At 69.4% G+C, this 22397-nt stretch carries 20 protein-coding genes; 8 read left to right on the top strand and 12 right to left on the bottom strand.

Features of this window, described 5'->3' with window-relative positions:
• Positions 1–250: 250 nt before the first annotated feature.
• From ABZ809_RS31930 to ABZ809_RS31920, 3 genes are all read right to left on the bottom strand, one after another.
• On the bottom strand, positions 251–862 hold the full coding sequence (locus ABZ809_RS31930; RefSeq protein ID WP_357566361.1) for a phosphoesterase PA-phosphatase: 612 nt from the start codon (positions 860–862) through the stop codon (positions 251–253).
• Between the two features lie 109 nt (positions 863–971).
• Positions 972–1274, bottom strand: a complete 303-nt coding sequence (locus ABZ809_RS31925) for an STAS domain-containing protein (RefSeq protein WP_357566360.1) — start codon at positions 1272–1274, stop codon at positions 972–974.
• Positions 1271–5404 carry a SpoIIE family protein phosphatase gene (locus ABZ809_RS31920; RefSeq protein WP_357566359.1) on the bottom strand — a complete coding sequence of 1378 codons (4134 nt, stop codon included), beginning with the start codon at positions 5402–5404 and terminating at the stop codon, positions 1271–1273. Before ABZ809_RS31920 ends, ABZ809_RS31925 begins: the two co-directional genes overlap by 4 nt.
• 469 nt (positions 5405–5873) lie before the next feature.
• On the opposite strand from ABZ809_RS31920, the gene ABZ809_RS31915 reads away from it, so the two are divergent.
• Genes ABZ809_RS31915 through ABZ809_RS31905 form a run of 3 tightly spaced genes read left to right on the top strand, consistent with a single transcriptional unit; the run spans position 5874 to position 8138 of the window.
• On the top strand, positions 5874–6605 hold the full coding sequence (locus ABZ809_RS31915; RefSeq protein WP_357566358.1) for a hypothetical protein: 732 nt from the start codon (positions 5874–5876) through the stop codon (positions 6603–6605).
• Between the two features lie 11 nt (positions 6606–6616).
• Positions 6617–7243, top strand: coding sequence for a hypothetical protein (locus ABZ809_RS31910; protein WP_357566357.1), 627 nt, complete (start codon positions 6617–6619; stop codon positions 7241–7243).
• A complete protein-coding gene (locus tag ABZ809_RS31905; RefSeq protein WP_357566356.1) occupies positions 7227–8138 on the top strand; it encodes an SH3 domain-containing protein in 912 nt (303 codons plus the stop codon). Before ABZ809_RS31910 ends, ABZ809_RS31905 begins: the two co-directional genes overlap by 17 nt.
• A gap of 27 nt (positions 8139–8165) precedes the next feature.
• Here the strand turns inward: ABZ809_RS31905 and ABZ809_RS31900 are convergent, their stop codons facing one another.
• The 3 genes from ABZ809_RS31900 to ABZ809_RS31890 all read right to left on the bottom strand — a co-directional run bounded on the left by ABZ809_RS31900 (position 8166) and on the right by ABZ809_RS31890 (position 10476).
• Complete coding sequence (locus ABZ809_RS31900) at positions 8166–8813, bottom strand: hypothetical protein (RefSeq protein ID WP_357566355.1); 648 nt, start codon at positions 8811–8813, stop codon at positions 8166–8168.
• A gap of 91 nt (positions 8814–8904) precedes the next feature.
• Entirely contained in the window at positions 8905–9576 is a 672-nt protein-coding gene (locus tag ABZ809_RS31895) for an NBR1-Ig-like domain-containing protein (protein WP_357566354.1), read from the bottom strand.
• A 216-nt stretch (positions 9577–9792) separates the two neighbouring features.
• Positions 9793–10476: an alpha/beta hydrolase gene (locus tag ABZ809_RS31890; protein WP_357566353.1), complete on the bottom strand. Its 684-nt coding sequence runs from the start codon at positions 10474–10476 to the stop codon at positions 9793–9795.
• A gap of 53 nt (positions 10477–10529) precedes the next feature.
• On the opposite strand from ABZ809_RS31890, the gene ABZ809_RS31885 reads away from it, so the two are divergent.
• Positions 10530–11549, top strand: coding sequence for a WYL domain-containing protein (locus ABZ809_RS31885; RefSeq protein ID WP_357566352.1), 1020 nt, complete (start codon positions 10530–10532; stop codon positions 11547–11549).
• 363 nt (positions 11550–11912) lie between these two features.
• Here the strand turns inward: ABZ809_RS31885 and ABZ809_RS31880 are convergent, their stop codons facing one another.
• Positions 11913–14597, bottom strand: coding sequence for a LuxR C-terminal-related transcriptional regulator (locus ABZ809_RS31880; RefSeq protein ID WP_357566351.1), 2685 nt, complete (start codon positions 14595–14597; stop codon positions 11913–11915).
• Positions 14598–14980: 383 nt separating this feature from the next.
• On the opposite strand from ABZ809_RS31880, the gene ABZ809_RS31875 reads away from it, so the two are divergent.
• Positions 14981–15544 (top strand): RICIN domain-containing protein, encoded by a 564-nt coding sequence (locus tag ABZ809_RS31875; protein ID WP_357566350.1) that lies wholly within the window; start codon positions 14981–14983, stop codon positions 15542–15544.
• 125 nt (positions 15545–15669) lie between these two features.
• Here ABZ809_RS31875 and ABZ809_RS31870 read toward each other — a convergent pair whose 3' ends face one another.
• Positions 15670–16416 carry a class I SAM-dependent methyltransferase gene (locus ABZ809_RS31870; protein WP_357566349.1) on the bottom strand — a complete coding sequence of 249 codons (747 nt, stop codon included), beginning with the start codon at positions 16414–16416 and terminating at the stop codon, positions 15670–15672.
• A 423-nt stretch (positions 16417–16839) separates the two neighbouring features.
• Between ABZ809_RS31870 and ABZ809_RS31865 the strand changes: the two genes are divergently transcribed.
• Both ABZ809_RS31865 and ABZ809_RS31860 read left to right on the top strand, forming a co-directional pair.
• Positions 16840–17424, top strand: a complete 585-nt coding sequence (locus ABZ809_RS31865; RefSeq protein WP_357566348.1) for a PadR family transcriptional regulator — start codon at positions 16840–16842, stop codon at positions 17422–17424.
• Positions 17421–18431, top strand: a complete 1011-nt coding sequence (locus ABZ809_RS31860; RefSeq protein ID WP_357566347.1) for a hypothetical protein — start codon at positions 17421–17423, stop codon at positions 18429–18431. Before ABZ809_RS31865 ends, ABZ809_RS31860 begins: the two co-directional genes overlap by 4 nt.
• Positions 18432–18656: 225 nt before the next feature.
• Here the strand turns inward: ABZ809_RS31860 and ABZ809_RS31855 are convergent, their stop codons facing one another.
• The 4 genes from ABZ809_RS31855 to ABZ809_RS31840 form a co-directional block, all read right to left on the bottom strand.
• The gene (locus ABZ809_RS31855; protein WP_357566346.1) at positions 18657–19484 is read right to left on the bottom strand and encodes an aminoglycoside adenylyltransferase domain-containing protein; all 828 of its coding nucleotides are present in this window, start codon (positions 19482–19484) and stop codon (positions 18657–18659) included.
• Between the two features lie 205 nt (positions 19485–19689).
• Complete coding sequence (locus ABZ809_RS31850; protein WP_357566345.1) at positions 19690–20253, bottom strand: dihydrofolate reductase family protein; 564 nt, start codon at positions 20251–20253, stop codon at positions 19690–19692.
• Positions 20254–20255: 2 nt separating this feature from the next.
• On the bottom strand, positions 20256–20747 hold the full coding sequence (locus tag ABZ809_RS31845; protein ID WP_357566344.1) for an SRPBCC domain-containing protein: 492 nt from the start codon (positions 20745–20747) through the stop codon (positions 20256–20258).
• Positions 20744–21118, bottom strand: coding sequence for a metalloregulator ArsR/SmtB family transcription factor (locus ABZ809_RS31840; protein ID WP_357566343.1), 375 nt, complete (start codon positions 21116–21118; stop codon positions 20744–20746). The genes ABZ809_RS31845 and ABZ809_RS31840 overlap by 4 nt, the downstream gene beginning before the upstream one ends.
• 205 nt (positions 21119–21323) lie before the next feature.
• Between ABZ809_RS31840 and ABZ809_RS31835 the strand changes: the two genes are divergently transcribed.
• Positions 21324–22301 carry a ribosomal protein L7/L12 gene (locus ABZ809_RS31835; protein WP_357566342.1) on the top strand — a complete coding sequence of 326 codons (978 nt, stop codon included), beginning with the start codon at positions 21324–21326 and terminating at the stop codon, positions 22299–22301.
• The last annotated feature ends 96 nt before the right edge of the window (positions 22302–22397 follow it).

Raw genomic sequence — 22397 nt, 5'->3', positions numbered from 1 at the left:
AGGCGCCGATCTTCGAGCTTGCCGATTTCGGTGTGGTGGGCGACCTGTTCAAGATCGTCCCACAGGCCGCGGAGGAGATCCGCAAGCGCAAGTGACACGGCAGTGTCGGTCATGCCTATGGGCGGAGTCGAGGAACGGCGGGCTGTACCGGCCCAGCAGGGCCGCCGGAGGGCGGGCACAGCAGGTCGCCGTGCCGGAGGCGAAGAGCACAGCGCGGCGGGGCCGATCGGACACCCAGGTCGGGCGGGATTCATTGCAGGAGGAGGAATACCGGGATCGCGACGAGCATGCCCACGGCGGTGCCAACGATCACCTGGGCCACGGTGTGATCGCGCAGACGCACCCGCGACCAGCCGACGAGTGCCACCACGGGCACCGAGGCGAGGAGCGCGGGCCCGAATTCGATCACGAGCACCGCGGCTGAGCCGGCGGCCACCGCTGCGTGGATGCTGAGCTTCCAGACCAGGTTGGCCGCGGTGACCGCCAGACCGAGAGCGAACATCACGACGACCATTGCGGTGACTGGCCGCGGGGCACCGAGGCTGATCATCAGAGCCAGTCCGACGGAGACAGACAGCAGGCCACAGCCCAGCGGCGCTCTCCGCTGCTCGCGTACGCGGATGTGGTGGTCAGTGAGCCGGCCTCGGTGCACACCCCACCAGATCAGGGTGTTGGGGATGACGGAGCAGAACAGAGCGCCGACCAGCGCCCATCCGAGGCCTGTCCCGATGGGTGACACGCTGGTCACTCCGACAACCACGGGCATGGCTGCGGCCAGCAGCGCCGGCGCGAACACCTCGGTCACGGCGCGAGCCACCCGAAGGGCTGGGCGACGGGCCTGGCTGTCTAGAACGTCGTGCACGCCTCGCATTCTGCCGTTACCCGGTAGCGACTCCACGGTGCGGCGGCGGGGAGTTCCTCGTCCAGTCGTGGATGCCGGGCCTGCTCCGGATCGAGGCGCCGCATGTCGATCACGCGCTGCGGACGGTGGTGATGTCGGCCAGGCCGACAACGGTGAGGACCGGGGCGAGGATCGGGCTGGCGACGAGGCGGACGTGATCGGCATGGGCGAACAGCGCGGACAGGCCTGCGCTGTCGAGGTATTCGACGGCGGTGAGATCCACGACGAGAGGGCGTTCGTTCGACTCGACGGCGTCGGCGAGGGCGGTGGCGAACGCGTCGGCGTTGCTCATGTCGATCTCGCCGCTGGCGGTCAGGACCCGGCCACCGTCTGCCTCGCTGTCGGTGGTGGTGAGAGTCAGTGCGGTGGTCATGTGATCCTCGCCTGCATGTCGACGGTGGTGCCGGTGGCGCCGGGGACAACGGTGATGGAGTCCATCAGAGCGTGCATGAGGACGAGCCCGCGTCCCCGATGGGTACTGGTCGCGGCCTCAGGCAGCTTCCACCGGCCGCTGTCGGCGACGGTGAGGCGTAGGCCCTCCCCTGTGGCGGTGGCCCGTAGTCGGATCTGGCCGCCGGGGGCGTCGCGGTGGCCGTGTTCGATGGCGTTGGCGCAAGCCTCACCGGCGGCGACCAGCACGTTGTGGGCACTGGCAGGGTCCATGCCACAGCGGTCGAGCCAGCCGCGCAGGGCGGTACGGACGGAAGCGAGGCGGGTGGCATCGGCGGGAAAGTCGAGTTCCAGCGGGCCGGGGTGACGGTACAGGAGAACGGCCACGTCATCGTCGTAGCCGCGTGCGGGTGCCAGCTCATCCATGATCTCGGTGGCGAGATCCTCCACCGGTGCGGCGCGTCCGTTCTGGATGACGGCGGCGGCCCGGTCGATGCCGTCGCTGAGAGGCTGCCGGCGGCGTTCCACCAGACCGTCGGTGTAGAGCATCAGCGTGGCGCGGGCGGGCAGGGCGTACTCGGCTTCGGGCCGCTCGGTGCCGGAGTGGACGCCGAGCGGCCGTGAGCGGCCCTGGTCCAGCAGGTGTGTCGTGCCGTCGGGGTGAGCGACGATGGCCGGGGGATGGCCGGCGCTGCCGTAGCGCAGGCGCCCGGTGTCGGGGTCGAGGACTCCGCAGAACACGGTGGCGCACATGGCCCCGGCCAGTCGGGAGGCGAACCGGTCCAGAGCCGCCAAGGTACGAGCGGGGCTGGAGTCCTGTAGCAACAGGGCTCGGCAGGCGCTGCGCAGTTGGCCCATGACGGTGGCCGCCTGCAGGCCGTGCCCGACACAGTCCCCGACGACGATGCCGATTCGACCGTCGACGAGTTCGACGGTGTCGTACCAGTCACCGCCGACCTTGAGCGGACGGGTGGCGGGGGCGTACCGCACGGCGAAACCGTTGGGTAGCTGTGCGGGCCCGAGGATGGCACGCTGCAACGCCAGGGCGGTCTCGCGTTGCTGGTCGATCTGGTGGACCCGGTGTAGTCCCTGCCCGACGTGACCGGCCAGCAGCGCGAGAAGCGTCTGGTCCTGGTCGGTGAAGGGCCTCTTCTCGCCCAGGTCGATCCACAGCGCCATGGTGCCGTGGGGGTGTTCCATGGTGATGCCGGCGCCGCTCGTGTGGTGCGCGACCGTGGTGAGCGGCGGCTTGTCGCGTAGCTCGGTCAGAGCCCGCCGGTGACTGTCGGACAGCGTGTCCCATCGGGTACGCGGTTCGGTGGCGACCACCGTGGGCAGGTGCGAACCGTCGAACACCGCTGCGAGGACGCCCGTCGCCTGCCACAGTTTCCGCAACTCGTCGAGGACGCCGTCCAGGGCGTCGGTGAGTGTTTCGGCCTGTGACAGGCGCACGCTCAGGGCGGCCAGCGCGGTTTCCCGCTGAACGGCGTAGTGCTCGGCGGTGACGTCCCGGAAGGTGCCGACGATCACGTGCCGGCCGGTGTCGGGGTCCTCGACCTGGTTGAAGGAGGCTGCCGCCCACAACCGGTGGCCGTCGCGATGGGTCACGGGAATCGTGTAGGTGCCCCGTGTCTGCCCGACGAGCATGGCGAAGGCGGCGCTCACCTGCTGGTAGGCCTCCGGTTCGGTTGCCTGGTCGGGCCACCACGGATGCACGGGTGTGTAGGGAAGGTCCTCGGGGCCGTAGCCGAGGATGTCGGTGAACGTCGGGTTGATCTCGACGACCGCGCCGCTCTCGTCGCAGACGAAGAACGCCTCCTGTAGGGAGTCGACGAGCGCCGTACGCCAACGGGCATGATGGTTGCGCATCCGCGCCAACTCCACGTTGGCCCGCACCCGGGCGAGTAGTTCTGCAGCGGAGAACGGCTTGACCAGGTAGTCGTCCGCGCCGGCCTCCAGGCCCTCGATGGACGCCTCCTGGCCGGCTCGCGCGGACAGCAACAGCACGGGCGTGCCCGCCGTGCGAGGATCGGCGCGAAGAGCGCCCACCAACCGCAGCCCGTCGAGACGCGGCATGATCACGTCGCTGACGATCAGGTCAGGCGTGTTCGCGCGGGCTTCCTCCAGCGCCGCCTGCCCGTCGGTGACTGTCGTCACGCGGTGGCCGGCGGAGCGCAACAGGCGGGCAAGGTACTCCCGCATGTCGGCGTTGTCATCGGCCACCAGCACGCTCGCCGGCGCGCCCGAAACCAGCCGCTCGTTCGCATCGACCTCACGGGTCGCGACGTCACCGGCAGCGCTCGGTGAGTGTTCGCCCGCCGGGGTCGTAGCGGGCGGCAGCCAGCGCAGCGCTTCCTGGACGAACGGGTCGGCCGTGGTCGACACCGGTGCCACGCTGGCGGCGGGTGCCAGGGCGTCGGCCGGAAGATGGGCCACGCCGAAGGGCAGGCGGATCGTGAAGACGGTGCCCTCGTTCACGGCACTGTCGGCGGTGATGCTGCCGCCGTGCAGGGTGACGAGTTCCTTCACCAGGGCCAGACCGATACCGCTGCCCTCGTTGGAGCGCGCCCGGGCGTCCTCGATGCGGTGGAACCGCTCGAACAACCGCGGCATCTCGTCAGCGGGAACGCCGATCCCGGTGTCGGCGACGGTGACGACTGCCTGCCGGTGCTCGGTCCGTACGCTGACCCGGACCGCGCCTGCGAAAGTGAACTTCAGCGCGTTGCTGAGCAGGTTGAGCACGACCTTCTCCCACATGCCCCGGTCCAGGTACACCGGTTCGGGCAGCGGCGGGCAGTCCACGTCCAGGGCCAGCCCGGCCCGTTCGACGGCGGAGCGGAACACACTGGCGAGGTCGACGGTCACGGCGGCGAGGTCCACCGCCTCATAACGGGCCTGCATGCGGCCCGCTTCGATGCGGGAGAAGTCGAGCAGGGCGTTGACGAGCTTGCCCAGCCTCAGCGCGTTGCGGTGGATGACCTTGAGTTCCTCGCGGACACTCTCGTCGGCGTCACTCAACCGGCTGTCGAGTTCCGCGAGAGGCCCCATGATCAGGGTCAGTGGCGTGCGGAACTCGTGGCTGATGTTGGAGAAGAACGCGGTCTTGGCGCGGTCCAGCTCGGCCAACTCCTCCGCCCGCTGCTGCTGCGCCTGGTAGCTGCGCGCGCTCGCGATTCCCGCCCCGATGTGCCCGGCAGCCAGCTCGACGAACCCTCGGTAGCTGTCATCGAGCGGGCGGTAACGGTTCAACGCCGCCACCAGGAATCCGTACGGGGCGCCGCCCTGCTGCAGGAGCGGCACCAGCAACGCCTGCGACGGTGGCTGCGTCCAACCGCCCGTCGGTAGTCCGCCGAACGCGGTCCCGGTCAACGCGACCAGTGCCGACCTACCGCGTGCCACGTCCGCCGTCGGCCACACCGCCTCCGGACCGTCGACGGCGATCTGCGCCGGCGCGGCGGAATGCCCGGCCGATATTCCGGTGGCTCCGGCCAGGTGCGCGCCACCATCGCCATCGAACAGGTAGGTGAGCGTGAATGGGAGATCCGCGGTGTTGTTGTTCAGTTGCCGACTGGCGAAAGCGAGCATTTCCTGCTCCGTGCGCACCACGCTGGGGTCGGAACCCAGGTCCCGCAACGTCGCCATGCGCCGGTCACCGATCACCCGCTCGGTGTCCTCGCTGACCACGCACAACATTCCGACAAGCGTGGAGTCGTCGTCGCGCAGCGGGCTGTAGGAGAACGTGTGGTAGGTCTCCTCGCGGTAGCCGGACCGTTCGAGAAACAGCAGTAGTGCCTCGTCCCAGGTCGCCTGTCCGGTGTTCAGCACCGTCTCGATACGCGGGCCGATGTCCTGCCAGATCTCCGCCCACACCTCACTGGCCGGCCTGCCCAACGCCCACGGGTATTTCCTGCCCAGCGTGTCCCGACGGTAGGCGGCGTTGCAGAAGAAGGTCAGGTCGGGGCCCCACGCCATCCACATCGGGAACCGCGACGACAACAGGATGCTCACCGCCGTACGCAAGCTCTGCGGCCAGCCGTCCGGCGCCCCCAGCGGTGTCGTCGCCCAGTCCACCGTCGCCAGATCCCGCCCGATCTCGACATCGCTGGCGAACACCGCAGCGCCTGGCGACAGAGGTTCGGCACCGCTCATCCCCGTGCAACCTCCTCACCCGGACCGAGTTTCGGTCGCGGAGCCCCGCTGCTGAGGGGCTGGTTACTGCTGAGGCAGTCCTGCGGCCCTGGAAGCTCTCAGGCATGGTAAAGCAGCGCCGACGTGCTCGCTCGCGAGCGATTCCCATCCGCCACGACCGACCCGAGCGGCAGCAGTTGCCCGCCTCATGAGGGGTCCAGAGCAGCGGCGGCAGGAAATGGGTGGTGGCGAAATCGGGTGCCACCACCTCTCGTGTCTCGTCGATGGAAAAGCGCCGGGGGTCACCCGGTGACACCCGAACAGCCGTCAGCCGAAGAAGCGTCCTGACCGATCGCGCGTGGGCGTCGATCATGGCAGTTGTCTCTCGATCGTCTTCTTTCGATCTACTGCCGCAGCTCGTACCGCTGCACCGGTGCCACTCCAGGAGGTAGCAATGCCCGGACTCGATCGACCCCCTCGGCGGCAGCGCCCGCTGATGTGGGCGGCCATCCTCTTCACCAGCCTGGTGGCGGCCACGCTCCAGGCCGGTCCGGCGTCGGCCCACGGCTCGCACAGCGGTTGGGAGCAGCGGCACCTGGCCGACATGCACACCTGGACGGCGTACCACGGCATCGAGGACGAGGAATTCTGCGTCAACATCATCGGTGGCGCGACCCACTCGTACGCCCTCTCCCGGATCAAGTCCGCGCTGTTCAACACGGGCACCCCGAGCTGGCACCTGATGACCAAGTCCGACGGCAGCACCGACGTGCGGATCGACATCCGGCCCATGGACAACGCCTGCTCCTCCTACGGGGAGCGGCGGTCCCAGATCGACTACGAGTACTGGGTCCGGCCGAACAACTCTGTCGTCCCGGCCTGCGGCTCCGACAACGTCAGCTGCGTGACCTTCGACGTGCAGACCCGGGCGGCCAGCGGCAGCCACGTCCACTACGAGTGGGGATACGTGCACATGGACGCCGACCACCTCGGCTCCGACACGCTGATCAACCACGAGACCGGGCACATCTTCGGTCTGATGGACGGCGGCCCCAACGTCAGTTACCACGGCGGCTGCCCGTCCAGCCTCATGCACCTGGCCTACTACGGATGCAGCGGCAACGCGGGCCTGACCAAGCCGACGGACAACGACATCTCCTCGGTACGCACCGTCGCCGCCCGCTGAGGAGGGGCCCGATGTCAACGAGGTTGCCCCGACTGGCCGCGTACGGCGCCCTGGCCGCACTGCTCGCGATCTTCGTCGGGCTGTTCGTCGAGTCCCGGCGCTCCGAGGCCGTGCCCCGCGTCGATCCGGAGAGTGACCTGATCGTGAGCACCCGGGACCGGCTGCGGGTCTGCGCCGACATCCGGGTGGCGGACCAGCGGCAGGTGACGGACCGGCTGACGGCGGGCCTGAGACAGGTGCGCCGGCACCCGCACTGGGAACTGACGGACTTCGACGACCGGACTCCCGCGCTGGAAGGCGGTTGCCGGGCCACGCTGCCGCAGGAAGGGGTGGCCAAGGGCGTCGTGGTGGGGCCCGGCGTCACCGCGCGCCCCGGGCCCTACCGCACCGTCGTCGTCGTTCTCGGCGGAGCGGAGGCCGACCGCCTTCTGGGCGGGCAGCGGGCGGTCCTGGTGCCGTACGAGTTGATGGAGATCGAGCACGGCGCGACCGCGACGGTGACCCAGGCCGTCGTGGTCCGGGACACCTTCGTCGGCTCCCCGGAGTTCGTCAAGGACTACCTGACCCCGGCGATCGGCCTGCACCCCGAGCCGGACCCGAATCACAAGGAGGACCACCACCATGAGACGAGCTCGTGAGCTCCTCGCCGTGGCGGCGCTGGTGGCCGTCGCGGTGTTGGCGCCGGCCCAGCCCGCGTCCGCCGGGCTGAGCAGTCCGGCGCGAGGCACCACGGTCAGGGCGGCCGAGGGGGTGCACCTGCGCACGGGGCCGGGGACGTCGTACGGCTCGATCGTGGTGGTGCCGGTCGGCCACACCGCCACGGTGCTCAGCCCCACCCCCTCCAACAGCTTCTACCAGGTCAACTACCAGGGCTCGGTGGGGTGGACCCACGGCTCGTACTGGGACGCGACACCGGGCCTGGTGGTCAACGGCCACCGGATCAGCGCCGACGAGGAGAAGTGGGTCCGCTGGATCGCCGCGAACACGATGCCCCGCATCACCGGCACCCGGTCGACCCGCCTGGTCAACGCCTCCCGGGTGACCTGGTGGTCGCTCAAGGAGGCCGCGCTGGAGATGGACAACGTCCATCCCTACTCGCACTGCGGCGGGCTCATCGGCCCGCTGGCGCTGTGCCCCAGCGGTGCGGCGTGGCAGGTGGGCATCGCGGCCGTGCAGGTGCCCAACTTCTCGCTCAGCGAGAACGAGGCCGTCGCGCTGCAGCTCTATCCGGGCTGGACCGTACGCCAGGTGCTCGCGCACACCGCGTCCTACTCCGGATACCCGTCGGGCACCGCGACCCACGACGCGATCGTGAACTCCACCGGCAGCCTGCGTAACTCGTGGCTGCTGCGCAACCACGGGGTCGGCTTCACGCAGGTGACGAAGGACGTCGCCCGTGAGTGCGTGACCGGGAGCCTCTACTGGTGCTATGGCACCGGATGGCTGGAGAGCCAGCTCTACGCGCCGAACAAGCCGGCCTCCCTGCGGGTGATCGGCGAACTCAACGCGATCCTCGACGGCCTCGCGCCCTGAGGTGGCACCGGGTTGGTCGAGCGCGGCTCAGTGCTCGACCAACCCGTCCTCCACCAGCCGCTGGTAGAGGTGGACCTTCGTCGGGCAGGCGCGGCCCGCCGACCGGTACTTGCCCCGGGCCCGGTCGATGTACTGCTTGACGGTCTGCGGGCTCAGACCCATGAGGCGGGCCACCGAGGGCAGCGAGAGTCCTCCCTGCGTGTAGAGCCGGGTGGCCGTCGTCTCCTGCGGGCTCAGCCGTACGTCGGCGGCCACGGCCACCAGCTCACGGGCGAGCCGTACGGGAATGAGCAGGTTGCCCGCCGCGGCCGCCCTGATCGCCTGCGTCGTCGTGCCCGCCGGGGCGGTCTTGCTCAGCAGACCCGCGGCACCGTTGGCCAGCGCCACCCGGGCCAGCCGGCCGGACATCCGCACGGCGGTCACCACGACCGAACGCCCGGCCTCGGTCAACGCGAGGATCTCCCGGGGCAGGGCGGGCCGGTCGGGTTGCCCCGCGTCGAGCAGCACCACGGCGGCGTCGCGCCCCGGCCCGGCGAGCAGGGTGTCCACGTCCGGCGCCGAGCCGACGACGGCGATGCTGCGGTCGGCCGCCAGCCAGCCCGCGAGGCCGTGCCGGGTCGGTTCCTGCTCGTCCACCAGCGCGACGGAGATGACGCGCTCGGATCTGCGTACCAAGGCCGGCCTCCTCGGGTGAGGCCTGTCCTGGCCTGCGCTACCAGGAGGCGAAGATAGCCGTGACCGGCTCGGTTGGGCGAACACCCAACTCTCAGCGCCGCTCGCCCGAGCCCGTCGGAGGCGGGGCATCCTCGTCGACGATGATCGTGAGCAGCAGCCCGAGCCGCTCAGGGTCCGGGAAGAAGTCCCAGCCGTCCTCGTCGACGATCTTCCAGCGCACCTGCGCCGTGCCGCTCATGCGTTGGGTACGCATGGGCACCTCGATGTCGACCACCCGCCCCGGCTCGGTGTCGTCGATCCGCACCCGCGACGGCGACCACGGGATGCCGTGCCCGAACGGTGAGCCGACCCGGGCCAGCCAGCGTCCCCGCCAGGGGACGGAACCGACGTTGCCGACCCGCCACACCTTGCGGAACGGGAATTCGGGCGGCAGCACCGTGCCGTCGGGGATCGTGACGTCCCGGACGAACCGCATCGCGTCACCGGGTACCGGGTAGCGGCCGTCCGTGGCCGGATGCGGCAGTGCCCGCCGGTTCGTGCGGGCAGCGATGTACGCGGACCACAGCAGCCCGTCGGCGCCGAACATCTCCTCGTACCGCTCGATGAGGCCCACACCGGGCCGGTCCCGCCCGCATTCGACGTGGCTCAGATGCCCTTTGCTCATCCCCAGCACCTGAGCGGCGTCGGTGAGCGACATCCCCGCGCCGGCACGCAGGGACCGCATGATCTCGCCGACCACGGTCCAGTTCGATTTGCCGCCCACGCACGCAGAATATTTCGACCAAGATCGATCTACAAGTCGCCTCGGCGGCACCTCCGCCGAGCCGGTTCACGCATCCGCGACCCCCCCTCGCGGGGGCGGCGTCCCGGTCCGGACCGTTACCGGATCCCGTCGAAGATCCGCCGTTTCGTCCAACGCGGCGACGCCCCCTGCCCGACTCGAAACGCGGTCTAGGTGTTCTGTCCATGGGCAGAACACCTAGACCGCGGCGAGGATCCGCGCCAGCTCCGTGGGCCGCGTGATCATCGGCCAGTGCCCGGAGTCGATGTCGACAAGGTCGACCTGCTTGGCCCGGGCCAGCTCGGGTACGTCTCCCGCGGCGAGCCACTCCCGCGCCTCGGCGGGCGTGAACTCCGGGCACACCACCACGACGGGGACGTCGAACCGACGTTCGTCCGCCAGCCGTACGACACCCCTGGCCACGCCCTCGGGCACCGGGACCGCCGCCGCCGCGAAGGCCCGCCGGGCCGGCTCGTCCAGGTCGGCCGCGTCCGCCCCGTCGAACGGTCCCCAACCCGGGAACGGCATGACGCCGTCGCTGATCTCGAAGAAGTCGGCGTACGGCCGCCCGTCGCCCTTGGGGAACCCACCGATCAGCACGACCTTGGCAACGCGTCCGGGCCGTGCGTCGGCCGCCATCCAGGCCAGGGTGCAGGCTGCGGAGTGCCCCACCACCACCGACCTGCCGGGACCCGCGTCCACAGCGGCAAGCACCGCGGTCAGTTGGTCGGCCAGCGTCGCCGACGAGTTCCCGTCGCCCTGCCCCGGCAGGGTCACCGGCACCGCATGGCGGCCTCTCTCCTCCAGCTCGCCCGCGACGCCGGTCCACACCGACCCGTCGAGCCACAGGCCACCCACGAGCACGATCTGTTCTGCAGTCATGGACTCAACCTAGGGGCGATTCCGGACGTTCTACTTCCGTTACTCTCTCCGCTGTGCGAACCGGTTCGAGCCCTACCGCCCGGGCGCTGCGCGCGCTCGAGATTCTGCAGGCACGTCCCGGCGTCACCGCCGACCAGCTCGCCTCCCTCCTGGGCGTGACGGAGCGGGCCGCGCGACGCTACGTCGGGATCCTTCGCGAGGCCGGCATCACGGTCGAATCAGTCCGCGGGCCGTACGGCGGCTACCGCCTGGGCCGTGGCACCCGGCTGCCGCCGGTCGTCTTCACCCAGGAGCAGGCGCTCGGCCTGGTCATGGCCGTGCTCGACGGGCAGCCGGCCGCGATCGACGCCGACGACCTGATCGGCTCGGCGCTCAGCAAGGTCATCCGGGCTCTCCCCGACAGCGTCGGGCGGCAGGCGGCGGCGCTGCGGGCGTACGCCTCGGCCACCCCTGACCGACATTCGGCCCGCGCCGACCCCGTCACCACGAGCGCCCTGGTCGCCGCCGTCGCCGACCGGCGCCGCGTCCTGATCACCTATCGGGGCAGGAGCGACGAGGAGTGGGACGCCGAGGTCGACCCGTGGGCAGTCGTGGTGCGCTACGGACGCTGGTACCTGCTGTGCCACTCGCACCGCGCCGACGCGATCCGCACGTACCGCGTCGACCGGGTTCGGGCCGTGCGGCAGCTGCCGCACAACTTCACACCGCCCGACGACCTGGATCCCGTCGCCGCGGTCGAGGAGAACCTCGGCGCAGGCTGGAAGTACCGCACCCGGGTGCTGTTCCACGCGCCGTGGGAGAAGGTGGCCCCGTGGATCCGGCCACCGATGGGCCGCCTCGAACCGGATGGCGACCGGTGCGTACTCGTCGGTAGCACCCGAAACCCCGCGATGTACGCCCAGGAGTGGCTGGCCGCTGTCCCCTTCGACTTCTCCGTGGAAGAAGGCCCCGAACTGCGTGCCGCCGTGGCCACGGTCGCGGCCCGCTTCAGCGCGGCACTCCCGCCTTCGCCGCCCGAGACCCGGCCCGGGGCGGTACGACCGGCCGATCTCCCACCGGCTCCGGCACCCTGACCACGGCGACAGCCGCATCCCCCGACACGCACGTTCCCTCGGTCGCGCCTAGCACCGTGACGACAACGGCGGTGGCACTCGTCCGCACCGTCGCACCCACGATCCGGCGGCACGCCCCGCCGGACACCCGCACCGTCACGGCGGTGCCGCTCGCACTCGCTGATTCCAGCGTCCAGGGCAGGGATTCGTACCGCCGGGCCTCGTCGGCGGACAACTCCGGCAGCGGCGGAAGGGGCGTCGTGGCGTACGGGACCGGGGGAGGGGCGTCCGCCCCCGCGCAACCGGCCCCCGCGACGAGGGACACCGACAACAGCGGACAGAGGACGGACCACCGAACACGCATACGACCTCCCGGAACCATCGTCAATCTGACGCGTCCCGGGCGGCGATGGTTCGCCCACCGGCGTGCTTCCCGGCACCGTTCGGGGTTGTTCCCTCGGCACAGTGGCTGCCCAGCACTTCGACAAGCCCTGCACGGCTGCTGATGCCCAGTTTGGTGTTGATCCTGTACAGGTGGTTCTCGACGGTGCGCACCGATACGACCAGGCGGTGTGCGATCTCTCGGTTGGACATGCCCTGCGCGGCCAGAGCGCCGATCTCCCGTTCACGGCCGGTGAGGGGCAGCGGGCGAACTGTGGCCCTTGTCGCGGGGGTTCCGACCCCCTCGCAGGTCTGGATCAGCCGTCGTACCCGCGCCTCAGCTTGGTACGCGGCCCCGCGCTGCTGCGCCCTCCGGTACGCGATGGTCGCCTGTGCGGCCGCGTCGGCGGCGGCCAACGGGTCTCCCATCCGTTCCAGCATGTCCGATGCCGACTGGAGGGCATCGCCGTTGTCTGAGGCCAGCGCGATCGCGTGCGCTGCGGCTGCCTGTGCGCGTGGGCCGTCCACCTGCTGGCTCAACGCGGTGAGCCGCTCGACGCCCGACCGGTCGCCGAGGCAGGTCGCCGTGTGCAGGGCCAGGACCTCGTGGGCGCACTGTCCGGTCGCCGCCGCCACCGATGCGGCCTCCCGCGCGAGCGCGATCGCCTCGCTTGACACGCCCTGCGCCGCAGCCAGCCAAGCCTGCGACAGCAGCAGGTCCGGCCGGAGGCACTGGATCATCGGGTGTTCTCGGGCGAGCAGCTTCGCCGACGCCTCCGTCGCGGCCGTCAGTTCACCGGTGAGGGCCAGTGCGCGGACGAGTGGGATCAGGCATACGTGTTCGAAGCCACCAGCACCATCGAACGGCTCAAACCCGGCGTACGCCTCACGCAGCCAGCGCAGGGCGCTGACCGGTCGGCCCTGGGCCAGGAGCACGTCACCCATCAGCACGCTGGCTATCGCCGTCGGTAGCTCCAGGCCCCGGGCCGACTCCCAGCAGTCGTGCGCCACGTCTGCGGCCTTCCGGAGGTAGCCTGCCAGGCGCAGGCCGAGCAGCTGTGCGGTGATCAGCGGAAACCGCAGGAAGGCGTACTGCGCCGCGCGGCCTGCCGCGGCCGCACCCTGCGTCACCAGGGTGGCGAGCTCGTCGGCCCGGCCGACGGTGGCCAGGCCGATGACGTATCCGGTCGTGGCGAGGAGGACGGACTCGTCGGGTAGCAGCGGCGAGTCGAGTGCCGTCGCGGCGGCCTCGATCGCTCGGGCCGGGCGGGCCAGTTGGCCATCGAACAACGCACGTAGCGCCATGAGCTGCCGGCTGCCGTCACTCCCGGTGATCTGATCATCGGCAGCATCGAGGATCGCCTCCGCCTCGGCCGGCCGGGATGCCATCCACGCCAGGTCGATGGCCCGAGCCATCGTGGCCCGGACCAGCTCGGCATCTGTCCCGGCAGCCGCCGTCAGCACCGCGAAGTCGGCGCCGGTGGGACGACTCAGCCCGTTGAAGGCTCCCAGCACGATCATGGATGCCTCGAACCCGCCGCCGGCCGCCTGCGCCGCGCGCCCGAGCCGTACCGCCATGGGCAGGTCGCACAGCTGGCCGGCCCGGCGGCCGGCCTCGATCAGCAGCCGCCGGTCCGGCTCGAGATCCGAGTCCACGGCCAGCACGGCGCGACGGAGGATGTCATCGGGCTGTCGATACCCGGCGTCCGCGAGCGCCTGACTGACCCGTCCGCGTAGTCGCCGTGCCCGCAGTGTCCCCATGCGGGCCCGCCTGACCTCTCCGAAGAGGGGATGTGCCAGCCTGGCCTCGAGCCGTCGCCCAACATCCTCGACGCGGATCAGGCCGCTCTCTTCGGTCCGTTCGATCGCCGACGGGTCGGTGAGCCCGGCGAGCAGGCGGACATCCAGCGGCTCCGCGAGGGCAAGCACGTCGACCACCAGTCGCTCCGGCTCGGTCAACTCGCCCATCCGTATCGTCACCAGATCCGTCAGTCCGGGTGAGATCAGTGCCTCACCGGACCACCGCCAGATCCCCCGGACCGACTGCAGCCGGCGGGCCTCGACTTCCCCGGCGACGAAGTGCCGCAGGTACAACAGGTTGCCGCGGGTGAACTCCCACACGCGGCCCACGGTCGTCCGCTCCACGGGGCCGCCCAGTACCGCCTCCAGCAACGATCCGGTCTCCTGCTGCCCGAGCGGTCCCACCTCGAACCGCTCGATGTGGCCTTCCTGCCACAGGCGCGTGACGAGGTCCGGTACTGCCTCGCCGGTACGCATGGTGGCCACCGCCACCACCGCTCCCTGCACGACGAGTTGGTGTACCAGGAGCGCCGACATGTCGTCCAGCAGGTGGGCGTCGTCGACCCCGAGGATCACCTGACCGTTGCTCGCCGCTGACAGGAAGGCTTGGACGGCTTCGGTCACGAGCCCGGTCGGGTCGCCGCGCAGCACACCGAGCAATCCTGCGAACGCCCCCAGGGCAAGCCCGCGCGACGACGCGGTACCGGCAATCCAGCGGGTGGTGGCGCCCTGCTGTTGCGCCAGCGCGACTGCCTCGCGAGCCAGTCTGGTCTTTCCCACCCCAGCCGGTCCGGCCAGCAGAATGCCGTGCCCTGCGTTGGTGCGGATGGCGATCTCGATCGATCGCAGCTCATCCTGGCGCCCCGTGAAGGGCCACGCCCGCCCCATGCGCGAAGGTTAATGTCATCAAAGGCGATGCAACAGCGCCGATGGGGAACTGTCGGATGTCAGCCCTCGGCGGCGACGCCGGTGTACGCCGGCAGCCGGTGTCGCCCCGTCAACGACGACACGAATCTCCAGCCGGGCCTTCGTTACGTCAGCCAGTAACCCGATCGGCAGCCCGGGCCGCGCGTCTCTCTCGACGTTCTGTCGGCCCCTGAAGCTTGAGTACGGCACTACTCACGACCCCGACCCGCGCCATAGTTAGCCTTCGATGTGCGCCTGGCTGGCCGGATCCCAGGAGAGTACGAGCAAGGCTGGCGGCTCGGATCTGTGCATGGCGCCGTCCCGGATCAACCAGTAGTCGGAGAGCAAGGAGTGTTGCGATCACCATGACCAGGATCGGAAAGTCTCTTGGGATCGTCGCGCTTGCGACGGTGATGATTATGGCTCTCGGTGCAGCCACCGCCCATTCGGCCCAGGCGAGCAGCCCCACGGTGTCACCTTCGATCTTTCCCGTGCCCGGTCAGTACTACGAGATCAAGTCACAGGCCGTCCCCTTCCGATGCCTGGACGTCGCGAACGCTGGCAACGGTGACGGCGTGGCGGTCGTGGTGGCGAACTGTTGGCTTGGCGCCAATCAGAAGTGGCGGTTCGCCGAGGCCGGAAACGGCTACTTCGAGATTCATCCGCTCAACAGCCAGAGGTGTCTCGACGTGGCGGGATCAGGCCTGGACCAGGGCGCTCTCGCCATGCAGTGGGGATGCTGGGGCGGCGCCAAGCAGCATTGGCGACTCCAGGAAGCCGGAGGCGGCTACTACGAGATCAGGAACCAGCTCAATCAGAGGTGCCTGGACATCACTGGCAGTGGCCTCGACCACGGTGCCCGGGCAATGATCTGGGATTGCTGGGGCGGCGCCAAGCAGCACTGGCTCCTGGTGCCGACCAACGCGTGACCTCCTGATGTCGTACGCCTGACGGGCCTGTCGCCGACAGGCCCGTCGTGTCCGGGTGGCGGTGCCACCCCACGAGCGGCGAGTGTCCGGGCAGCATGCTGCCCGGACACTCGCTTACCGGACCGTCAGCGGCTCATCAGTGCGAAGACCCCCCAGCCGAGGTACTCACGCTGATACCGCGTGTAGCGGGCGGGCTCGGTGGTGAGCTCGGCCCGGACCTCGGCGGCCAGCTCGTCATCGGGGTTCTCGTCGAGCCAGCGGCGGAGGTTGAGCCACTGTGCCGCCTGGTACCGGTCCCAGCTGTCCTGATCGGCCAGCACCATCTCCACGACGTCGTACCCGAGGTCGCCGAACTGCTCGATCAACTCCGGCAGCGCCAGGAAGTCGTCCTTGCTGCCGGCGAGGCAGGCTTCGGCGGTCTCCTGGTCCGGCACTTCCTGGCGCCAGTACGGCTCGCCGATCAGCATCAGGCCGCCGGGGCGGAGGCTCTTGCCCAGGAGTTCGACGGTGCCGGCCACGCCGCCACCGATCCAGGTGGCGCCGACGCACGCGGCGAGATCGACCGGCTCGTCCGCGACGTGCCCGGAGGCGTCGCCGTGCACGAAGGTGACCCGGTCGGCGACGCCGAGTTCGGCGGCGCGGGCGCGGGCCTGCTCGGTGAACACCGTGCTGATGTCCACCCCGGTCCCGGTGATGTGGTGGTCACGGGCCCAGGTGCACAGCATCTCGCCCGAGCCGCTGGCCAGGTCGAGTACGCGCGCCCCGGGTGCCAGGTGCAGTGCCTGGCCCAGGGTGGCGAGCTTGCCAGGGGTGAACGGGTTGTGGAGGCGGTGGCTACTTTCGCGGATGGTGAAGATGCGTGGAAGATCCACGGGAGGTGCTCCTTCTAGCGTTTGACGAGGTCGTGGCGCTGGGGAAGGACGGTCGACCGGAGTCGGCCGCCGCTGCTCGGACCGTCATCAATACACCTCGCTCAGAACGTGTGGATCTTGAATCCGGCTAATGTAAGCCGTTCGGGTTGACGATTCCACCGATTTTCGCCTCTCCCTGCCCTGGGGCGACCCGGCCCGGGTGAGGTTCACGCGATCAGCGTGCGCAGCCGATGTGCGAGCGGCAGCCCCGCCCCCTCGGTCGAAGCCCGGCCGGACCGCGGTCGCCGGGGTGCTTCAGCTTCTGGTACTGCCGGTGCGCGGGCGCCAAGCCGGAGCGGTGCGGTAGCGATGCGTTACTTGCCCACCGTTACGCGTATCCGGCTCGGTCTTGCCCTTAGACGTATACGCCTATAGGTTGCCCGGGTGCCTCTGAACGCGACACGGAACAGCCTGGTGTTGCCGATCCTCGGACTCCTGGTCGAGCAGCCGGCGCATGGCTACGACATCACGACACGCCTACGTGAGCGGTACGGACAGCTGTCGGTCACCCGCAGCACCGTCACGTCCCTGCTGAAGGCGCTCGAGAAGGCAGGCCTGGTCTCCTCCCGGCGTCCCGAGCGAGTGGGCAACCGGCCCTCACGTACGGCCTACGAGTTGACCGCCGCGGGTCTCGCCGACTTCCGCCACCGGGTCGCGGCCGGGGTGCGCGACACCCCGGCCGCCTCCGTGGACTTCGTCATGGCGGTCGCCTACATCGGGGTCCTTCCGATCGACCAGGCGGCGACCATCCTGCGTGGTCGAGCCGACCGGCTCGACCGACAACTGGCCGCCCTCCCGGAGCTACCCGACGGCGACGTACCCGAGGTGCACATGCTCGAAGTCGCCTACTGGCGCACCGTCGTCGCCGCCGAAATCACCTGGATCAGGACCCTGGTGCGCCGCATCCGCGCGCGCGAGATCGGCTGGCCGACCCAGCAGACCGACCAAGATGGGAGTACAGAAGCGTGAAGTTCGGCATCTATCCGGGCGGACGGGCCGGCACCGTCTGCTCCCATCCACCCGATGTCACCGCGATCCGCCACCTCGTCGACGACCTCTCGGGCGGTCGCCCCTTCGTCATCCGCGAGTACGTGCACTTCTTCGGCGACGCGACGCCGCCGGACGTGGTCACCGCACTCGGCGCCGAACACGAACTCGCACACCTCACGATGCCCGACGAGTGGTACGTCGAGGGAAACCGTGAACTGGACCTCGTGGCCAGCTACATCCCCCGGGCCGCCGACATTTCCGGATGGCTGGCCTTCCTCGACACCGTCATCGACCGCTACGGCGACCTGACGCGGTACCTCCAGGTGACGCTGGAGCCGAACTTCCCCATCCCGCTCATCGACGGCAGCGCCCCCGGCGTGCGCGAAGCCCTGACCCTCGGCATCCCACACGCACGCACCGCACTGGACCGGCGGGGTCTCCAGCACGTGCGAATCGGCTTCTCCGTTGCCGAACCACCCGAATGGTTGGGCGGCGACGACGGATTCTGGTCGTACCTTGCCTCAATCCCGTACCAGGACTTCGCGGCCCACGTCGACTACGTCGGTCTGGGCCTCTATCCCGACGCCTTCTCTCCCGTCGCCCCGCGGGGCAACCCGGGAGACACCGCATCCCTCACCACCCACGCCCTGCACCACCTGCGGGGCAGGTCGCTGCCCCGCGCGCACATCCCGCCCACCACACCCATCCACATCGTGGAGAACGGCAGTCCCAGCGGATCACCGCGCACCGAGCAGGCACAGAGCGACTCACTGGCGGACATGCTCGGCGTCATCCTTGCCGAACAGGACGCTGTGAACATCACCCATTACGAACTGTTCAGCCTCAGGGACGCCGACAGCAGTGCCACGGAACCCACCGGGACACTGGGCATCGTCACCGACACCTACCGGCCCAAGCCCGCTCTCGCCGTCTACCGCAACATCGTCCACGGCACTGGCCAGCCTCCCGTGACCAGACAACCCTGATCGCGGCAGACGGACCGCGGCAAAGGCGGGCGGAAGCCGGCAGGGCTTCGCGATCAGGTGTATTGGCGAGCGATCTTGGGGATGCCCGCAGAAGAAGCTGCCGCTACCGCCGGGCTCGACCTGGAAGACGGACGGTGAGGACGAGCCAAGCCATGACTGGCACGGCAACGTCCTACGAGCACAGCGAGCGTCCCTGCCGGGAACAGTTGGCTCCTTGACCGGCAGTCACCGGGTGAGGCCGACGTGTGTGGCACGTTCCGAGGCCAGGATGGTGGCGCTGATCTCGTTCACGAATGCCTGGACGTCGTCGGCGCTGCCGGGGTCGGTGTCCTGGCCGGAGTTGTACCACCAGTCGCGTGCCCAGATGATCAGGTGCGCCCTTCGAGGGCTGGCGGTGCTGGTCCTGTCGGCGCCCTGCCGCTTGGACAGTTGCTGGCCGTTCTGAAGGCGCTGAAAGGCCCGGCACAGGGTGAGCACCGCGTAGGACTGGGCCCCGGGGGTGTTCATCTGGGCCACCCAGGTCGGCCAGTCGCGGACGTGGTCCAGCAGAGCCGAGCGGACGCGGTCGGGGTCGACGGCGGGCAGCAGGATGTCGGCCGGGGGTCCCAGCAGGCTGCGGCCGTGGTCGTGGACGGCGGACCAGGTCACGAGGCGGTGGCTGGTGGCAGGTAACAGGTGCAGCAATTCGCCGGGGCTGACCCGGGCAATGACATGGTCCCGACCGGTGCCGCCGTGCGCCACGTCGCGGACGGCAGCCAGTGACACGTATTCCACCTCGATCCTGCCGGCCCACCGCGGATGCCGCCGGTCAAGGTCCGCGTGCAGCCCGGCGAGCACGGCGAGGAGGTTCTCGTCCGGGTCGGTGTCGAGTACCGCGAGCAGATCAAGATCACTGCGATCTTCGGCGAAGTCGCCGGCTACCAGCGAGCCGTGTACGTACAGGCCCAGAAGCTGACCAGCCAGCGCAGGACTCCACGCGTCACGAAGATCGGACAGAACCATCTTGGGTGATGCCACGGGGTCATCCTGCGCTGCGGCCCGCCAGGTCGCCACCGAGTAGACGCGGGTAGCCGTTGACCCGACCCCGCACCGACCACCAACGCCGCCATCCCGTGCAGCAGGGCCGGCCGGCCACGCGGGAAGGCGGAGGCACCCACATACCGAGAGAGTTCGTAGTGGGCGCCCTCATCCGGCCGAATCAGTCGTCAGCGCTCCGCCTGCAATGCAAGTGCCGCCGGCGATCGGACAGGGCTGTCGTTCACTGCCCGAGAGTGCGGTAGCGGAGGTGTACGACGCCGTTTCGGAATCGGCGCTCATCGAGGAGCTCAAGGTCGGTGCGTACGCCGGTCGGCAGCCCTGGCTTGCCCCCGCCGACGACCACGGGCCAGACGAACAGCTGGCACTCGTCGACCAGCCCGGCCTTGAAAGCCTGCGCCGCGAGGTTGGCACCTCCAACGGTGAGATCGCTGCTGGCCGTAGCCTTCAGCTCCTTTATCGCAGCGGGGTCGAAACGGCGTTCGAGTCGGGTGTCGGCAGTCGACACCGCGGCAAGGGTCGTGGAGTACACGACTTTGCTCGCCGCCTGCCAGGCGCTCGCGAAGTCGGCCATGAGGTCGGACTGCGCGGCCAGAGCGGCCTCGGTCTCCCAGAGGGCCATCGCCTCGTACAGGCGCCGCCCGTAGAGAAACGTGCCCACAGACCGCAGAAGGTCGGTGTAGAGCACGAAAACCTCGTCGTCCATCGGGAGCCAGTCGAACGCGCCGCGTTCGTCCTCGATGTAGCCGTCAAGCGACACGTTGTTCACGTAGATCAGCTTTGCCATGCCTATACCTCTCGATGATCAGCTGCAACAGCCTGGACGTTCATCAGCGTGGCGTCCAGCTTGGTGAACGCCTGGCGCCAACCCTCCTCGCTGGGGCGCGCCAGATGTTCGGGGAGCCACTGGCGGATCTCCAGTCGCGTCCGTCCGTCAGCCTCGTCGTGGAACTCGACCCGCAGTCTCGTCTCGAACGGCTCGATGTCCTCCTGCAGCCGGCCACCGACATGCATCACGCCTTCGAGTAGTTCACCGTCGGCGACGTCTGTGAGGTCGACGTGGATGCGTACGCGAAGCTCGGGTTTGGCTGCATTGACCTCCGTCCACCGTTGGAAGCCACCGGGGCGCACGTCGAACTCAATCTCATCGCGCGGCAGTGAGTTGCCGATCGGGCCCCACCACGCCGCCAAGTGGTCGGGGTCGGTGAAGGCTCGGTAGACGAGCTCCCGCGGCGCGTCGAACACACGCGAGATGACGAGCTGCGGAGTTTCCGTTGTCATTCGAGATCCCTGGGGTCGTCGGCCGTCCGGTCCGTTGCCCGTCCGGCGGCCTGCACCGCGGCGAGGTGGGCATCGAGGCGGGTGAGGGACGAGTCCCAGAACCGCCGGTAGCGCTCGATCCAGTCGGCTGCCTCGCGCAGCGGGGCAGCCTCGAGGTGGCTCGCGCGCCACTTGCCCGACCGCGACCGCGAGATGAGCGCGGCGCGCTCGAGCACTTTCAGATGCCGTGACACCGCCGGCATCGAGATCGAGAGAGGTGCGGTGAGCTCGGTGACCGTGGCGTCGCGTGCGGCCAGCTCGGCGATGATCGCCCGTCGAGTCGGGTCGGCGAGCGCCGAGAACACCGCGCTGAGCTGATCGGTGTCAGCCATCGGAGGCTCCCTTCACTTAACCAACCTGTTAAGCGTATTGGGCACGAGTGATGTTGTCAACGAGCTCGTTCAGGGGTTGTCGACACGCTCTGCTCCGACTGCAGTCCCTGATCGCTTCAGTCGCGACCAGGCCAGGCGGAGTAGGGTGCTCGGGTTGGCCCGCGCTTGCCCCTGTCCGGGCAGGTTCCTGCCTGAAGGAGCTGCTTTGTCTCGCCATCGGCATCGTGAAGATTTCGATCGGGCGCTCGACCGGCTGGGTGCCGAGGGCTGGCAGGTCGTCGACGCCGAGCGTTTCGAATCCGACACCGAATCCTCAGGGCTGTTGAGCCCGCCGAGCGGCCTCGCTGAGCACTTTGGCCCGAACGGCGTCCTGGCTGAGGACGTCATCCTCCGCTGGCGAGGTTGCGTCCCATCCATGATCCAGTCGGCCTTTGCCCGTGAGGGCCTCGTGGTCTCCGTCCCCGGGCAGGGGGCCGAGAACTACGACGCCCTGCTGGACATGGACAAGGACGAGCTGTCCAGAGAGTACGAAGCCTCGTTGAAGGCACTCCTGGCCGCGGTGCACGGCACCAACAAACCGGAGGAGGGAGCGGTGACCTGCCTGGCCACCGGCCGCTCTTCCGATCTCTGCCGGATCACGGAGGCGTTCGATCGCCTCGTCGAACACGGCTACATCGCCGAGCCCGCGCTCTGGCCGACCACCTCTGGCTGTTGGGAGCATGTCCACAACCAGACCAAGGACGGGCAATCCCGCAAAGCCGTCTTCTGGAACACCCAGAGCCACGAAGACTGCTTCGACCACCGCGGCGACCTGGTCGGCGAACTTCACGTGCACTGGGCAGGCAACCGGGACCTGATCGCCGAGATCCTGGCCGACACCGGACTCGCGGTGAAGGTACCCAAGAACGAGGGGACCACGTTCCTTCTCCACCCCATCGCCTCAATCGCCTCAACCGACATGGTCGACGTCGTCCTGGAGTCGGCCGGTGACAACCACATCCAGGTCATCAAGGTCGCACGCCAGGTCGTCTCCGATCTCGGCATCGTGGAGGCAAGGAAGCTGGTGCAGAACGCGCCGAAGCCGATTATGGAGAAGGTCGCCAAGTGGGTCGCCAAGGCCGCAAAGGAGAAGCTTGAAGCCGCTGGGGCCAAGATCACCCTCAAGCGATCGAGCGTGGAGTAGGCAACTCGTGAATTCGCGCGCCGCCACCATCGTCCTCGCTGTGGAGCAGGCCCTGACGCGGCAGCCGCATCTGCCGCGAGGCGCGTGGGTGCAGGG

Origin of the sequence: Micromonospora sp. NPDC047074 (genome assembly GCF_040643815.1) — a bacterium.
In the GTDB taxonomy this organism is placed as follows: Bacteria; Actinomycetota; Actinomycetes; order Mycobacteriales; family Micromonosporaceae; genus Micromonospora.
This window is presented reverse-complemented; position numbering and strand designations above follow the sequence as displayed.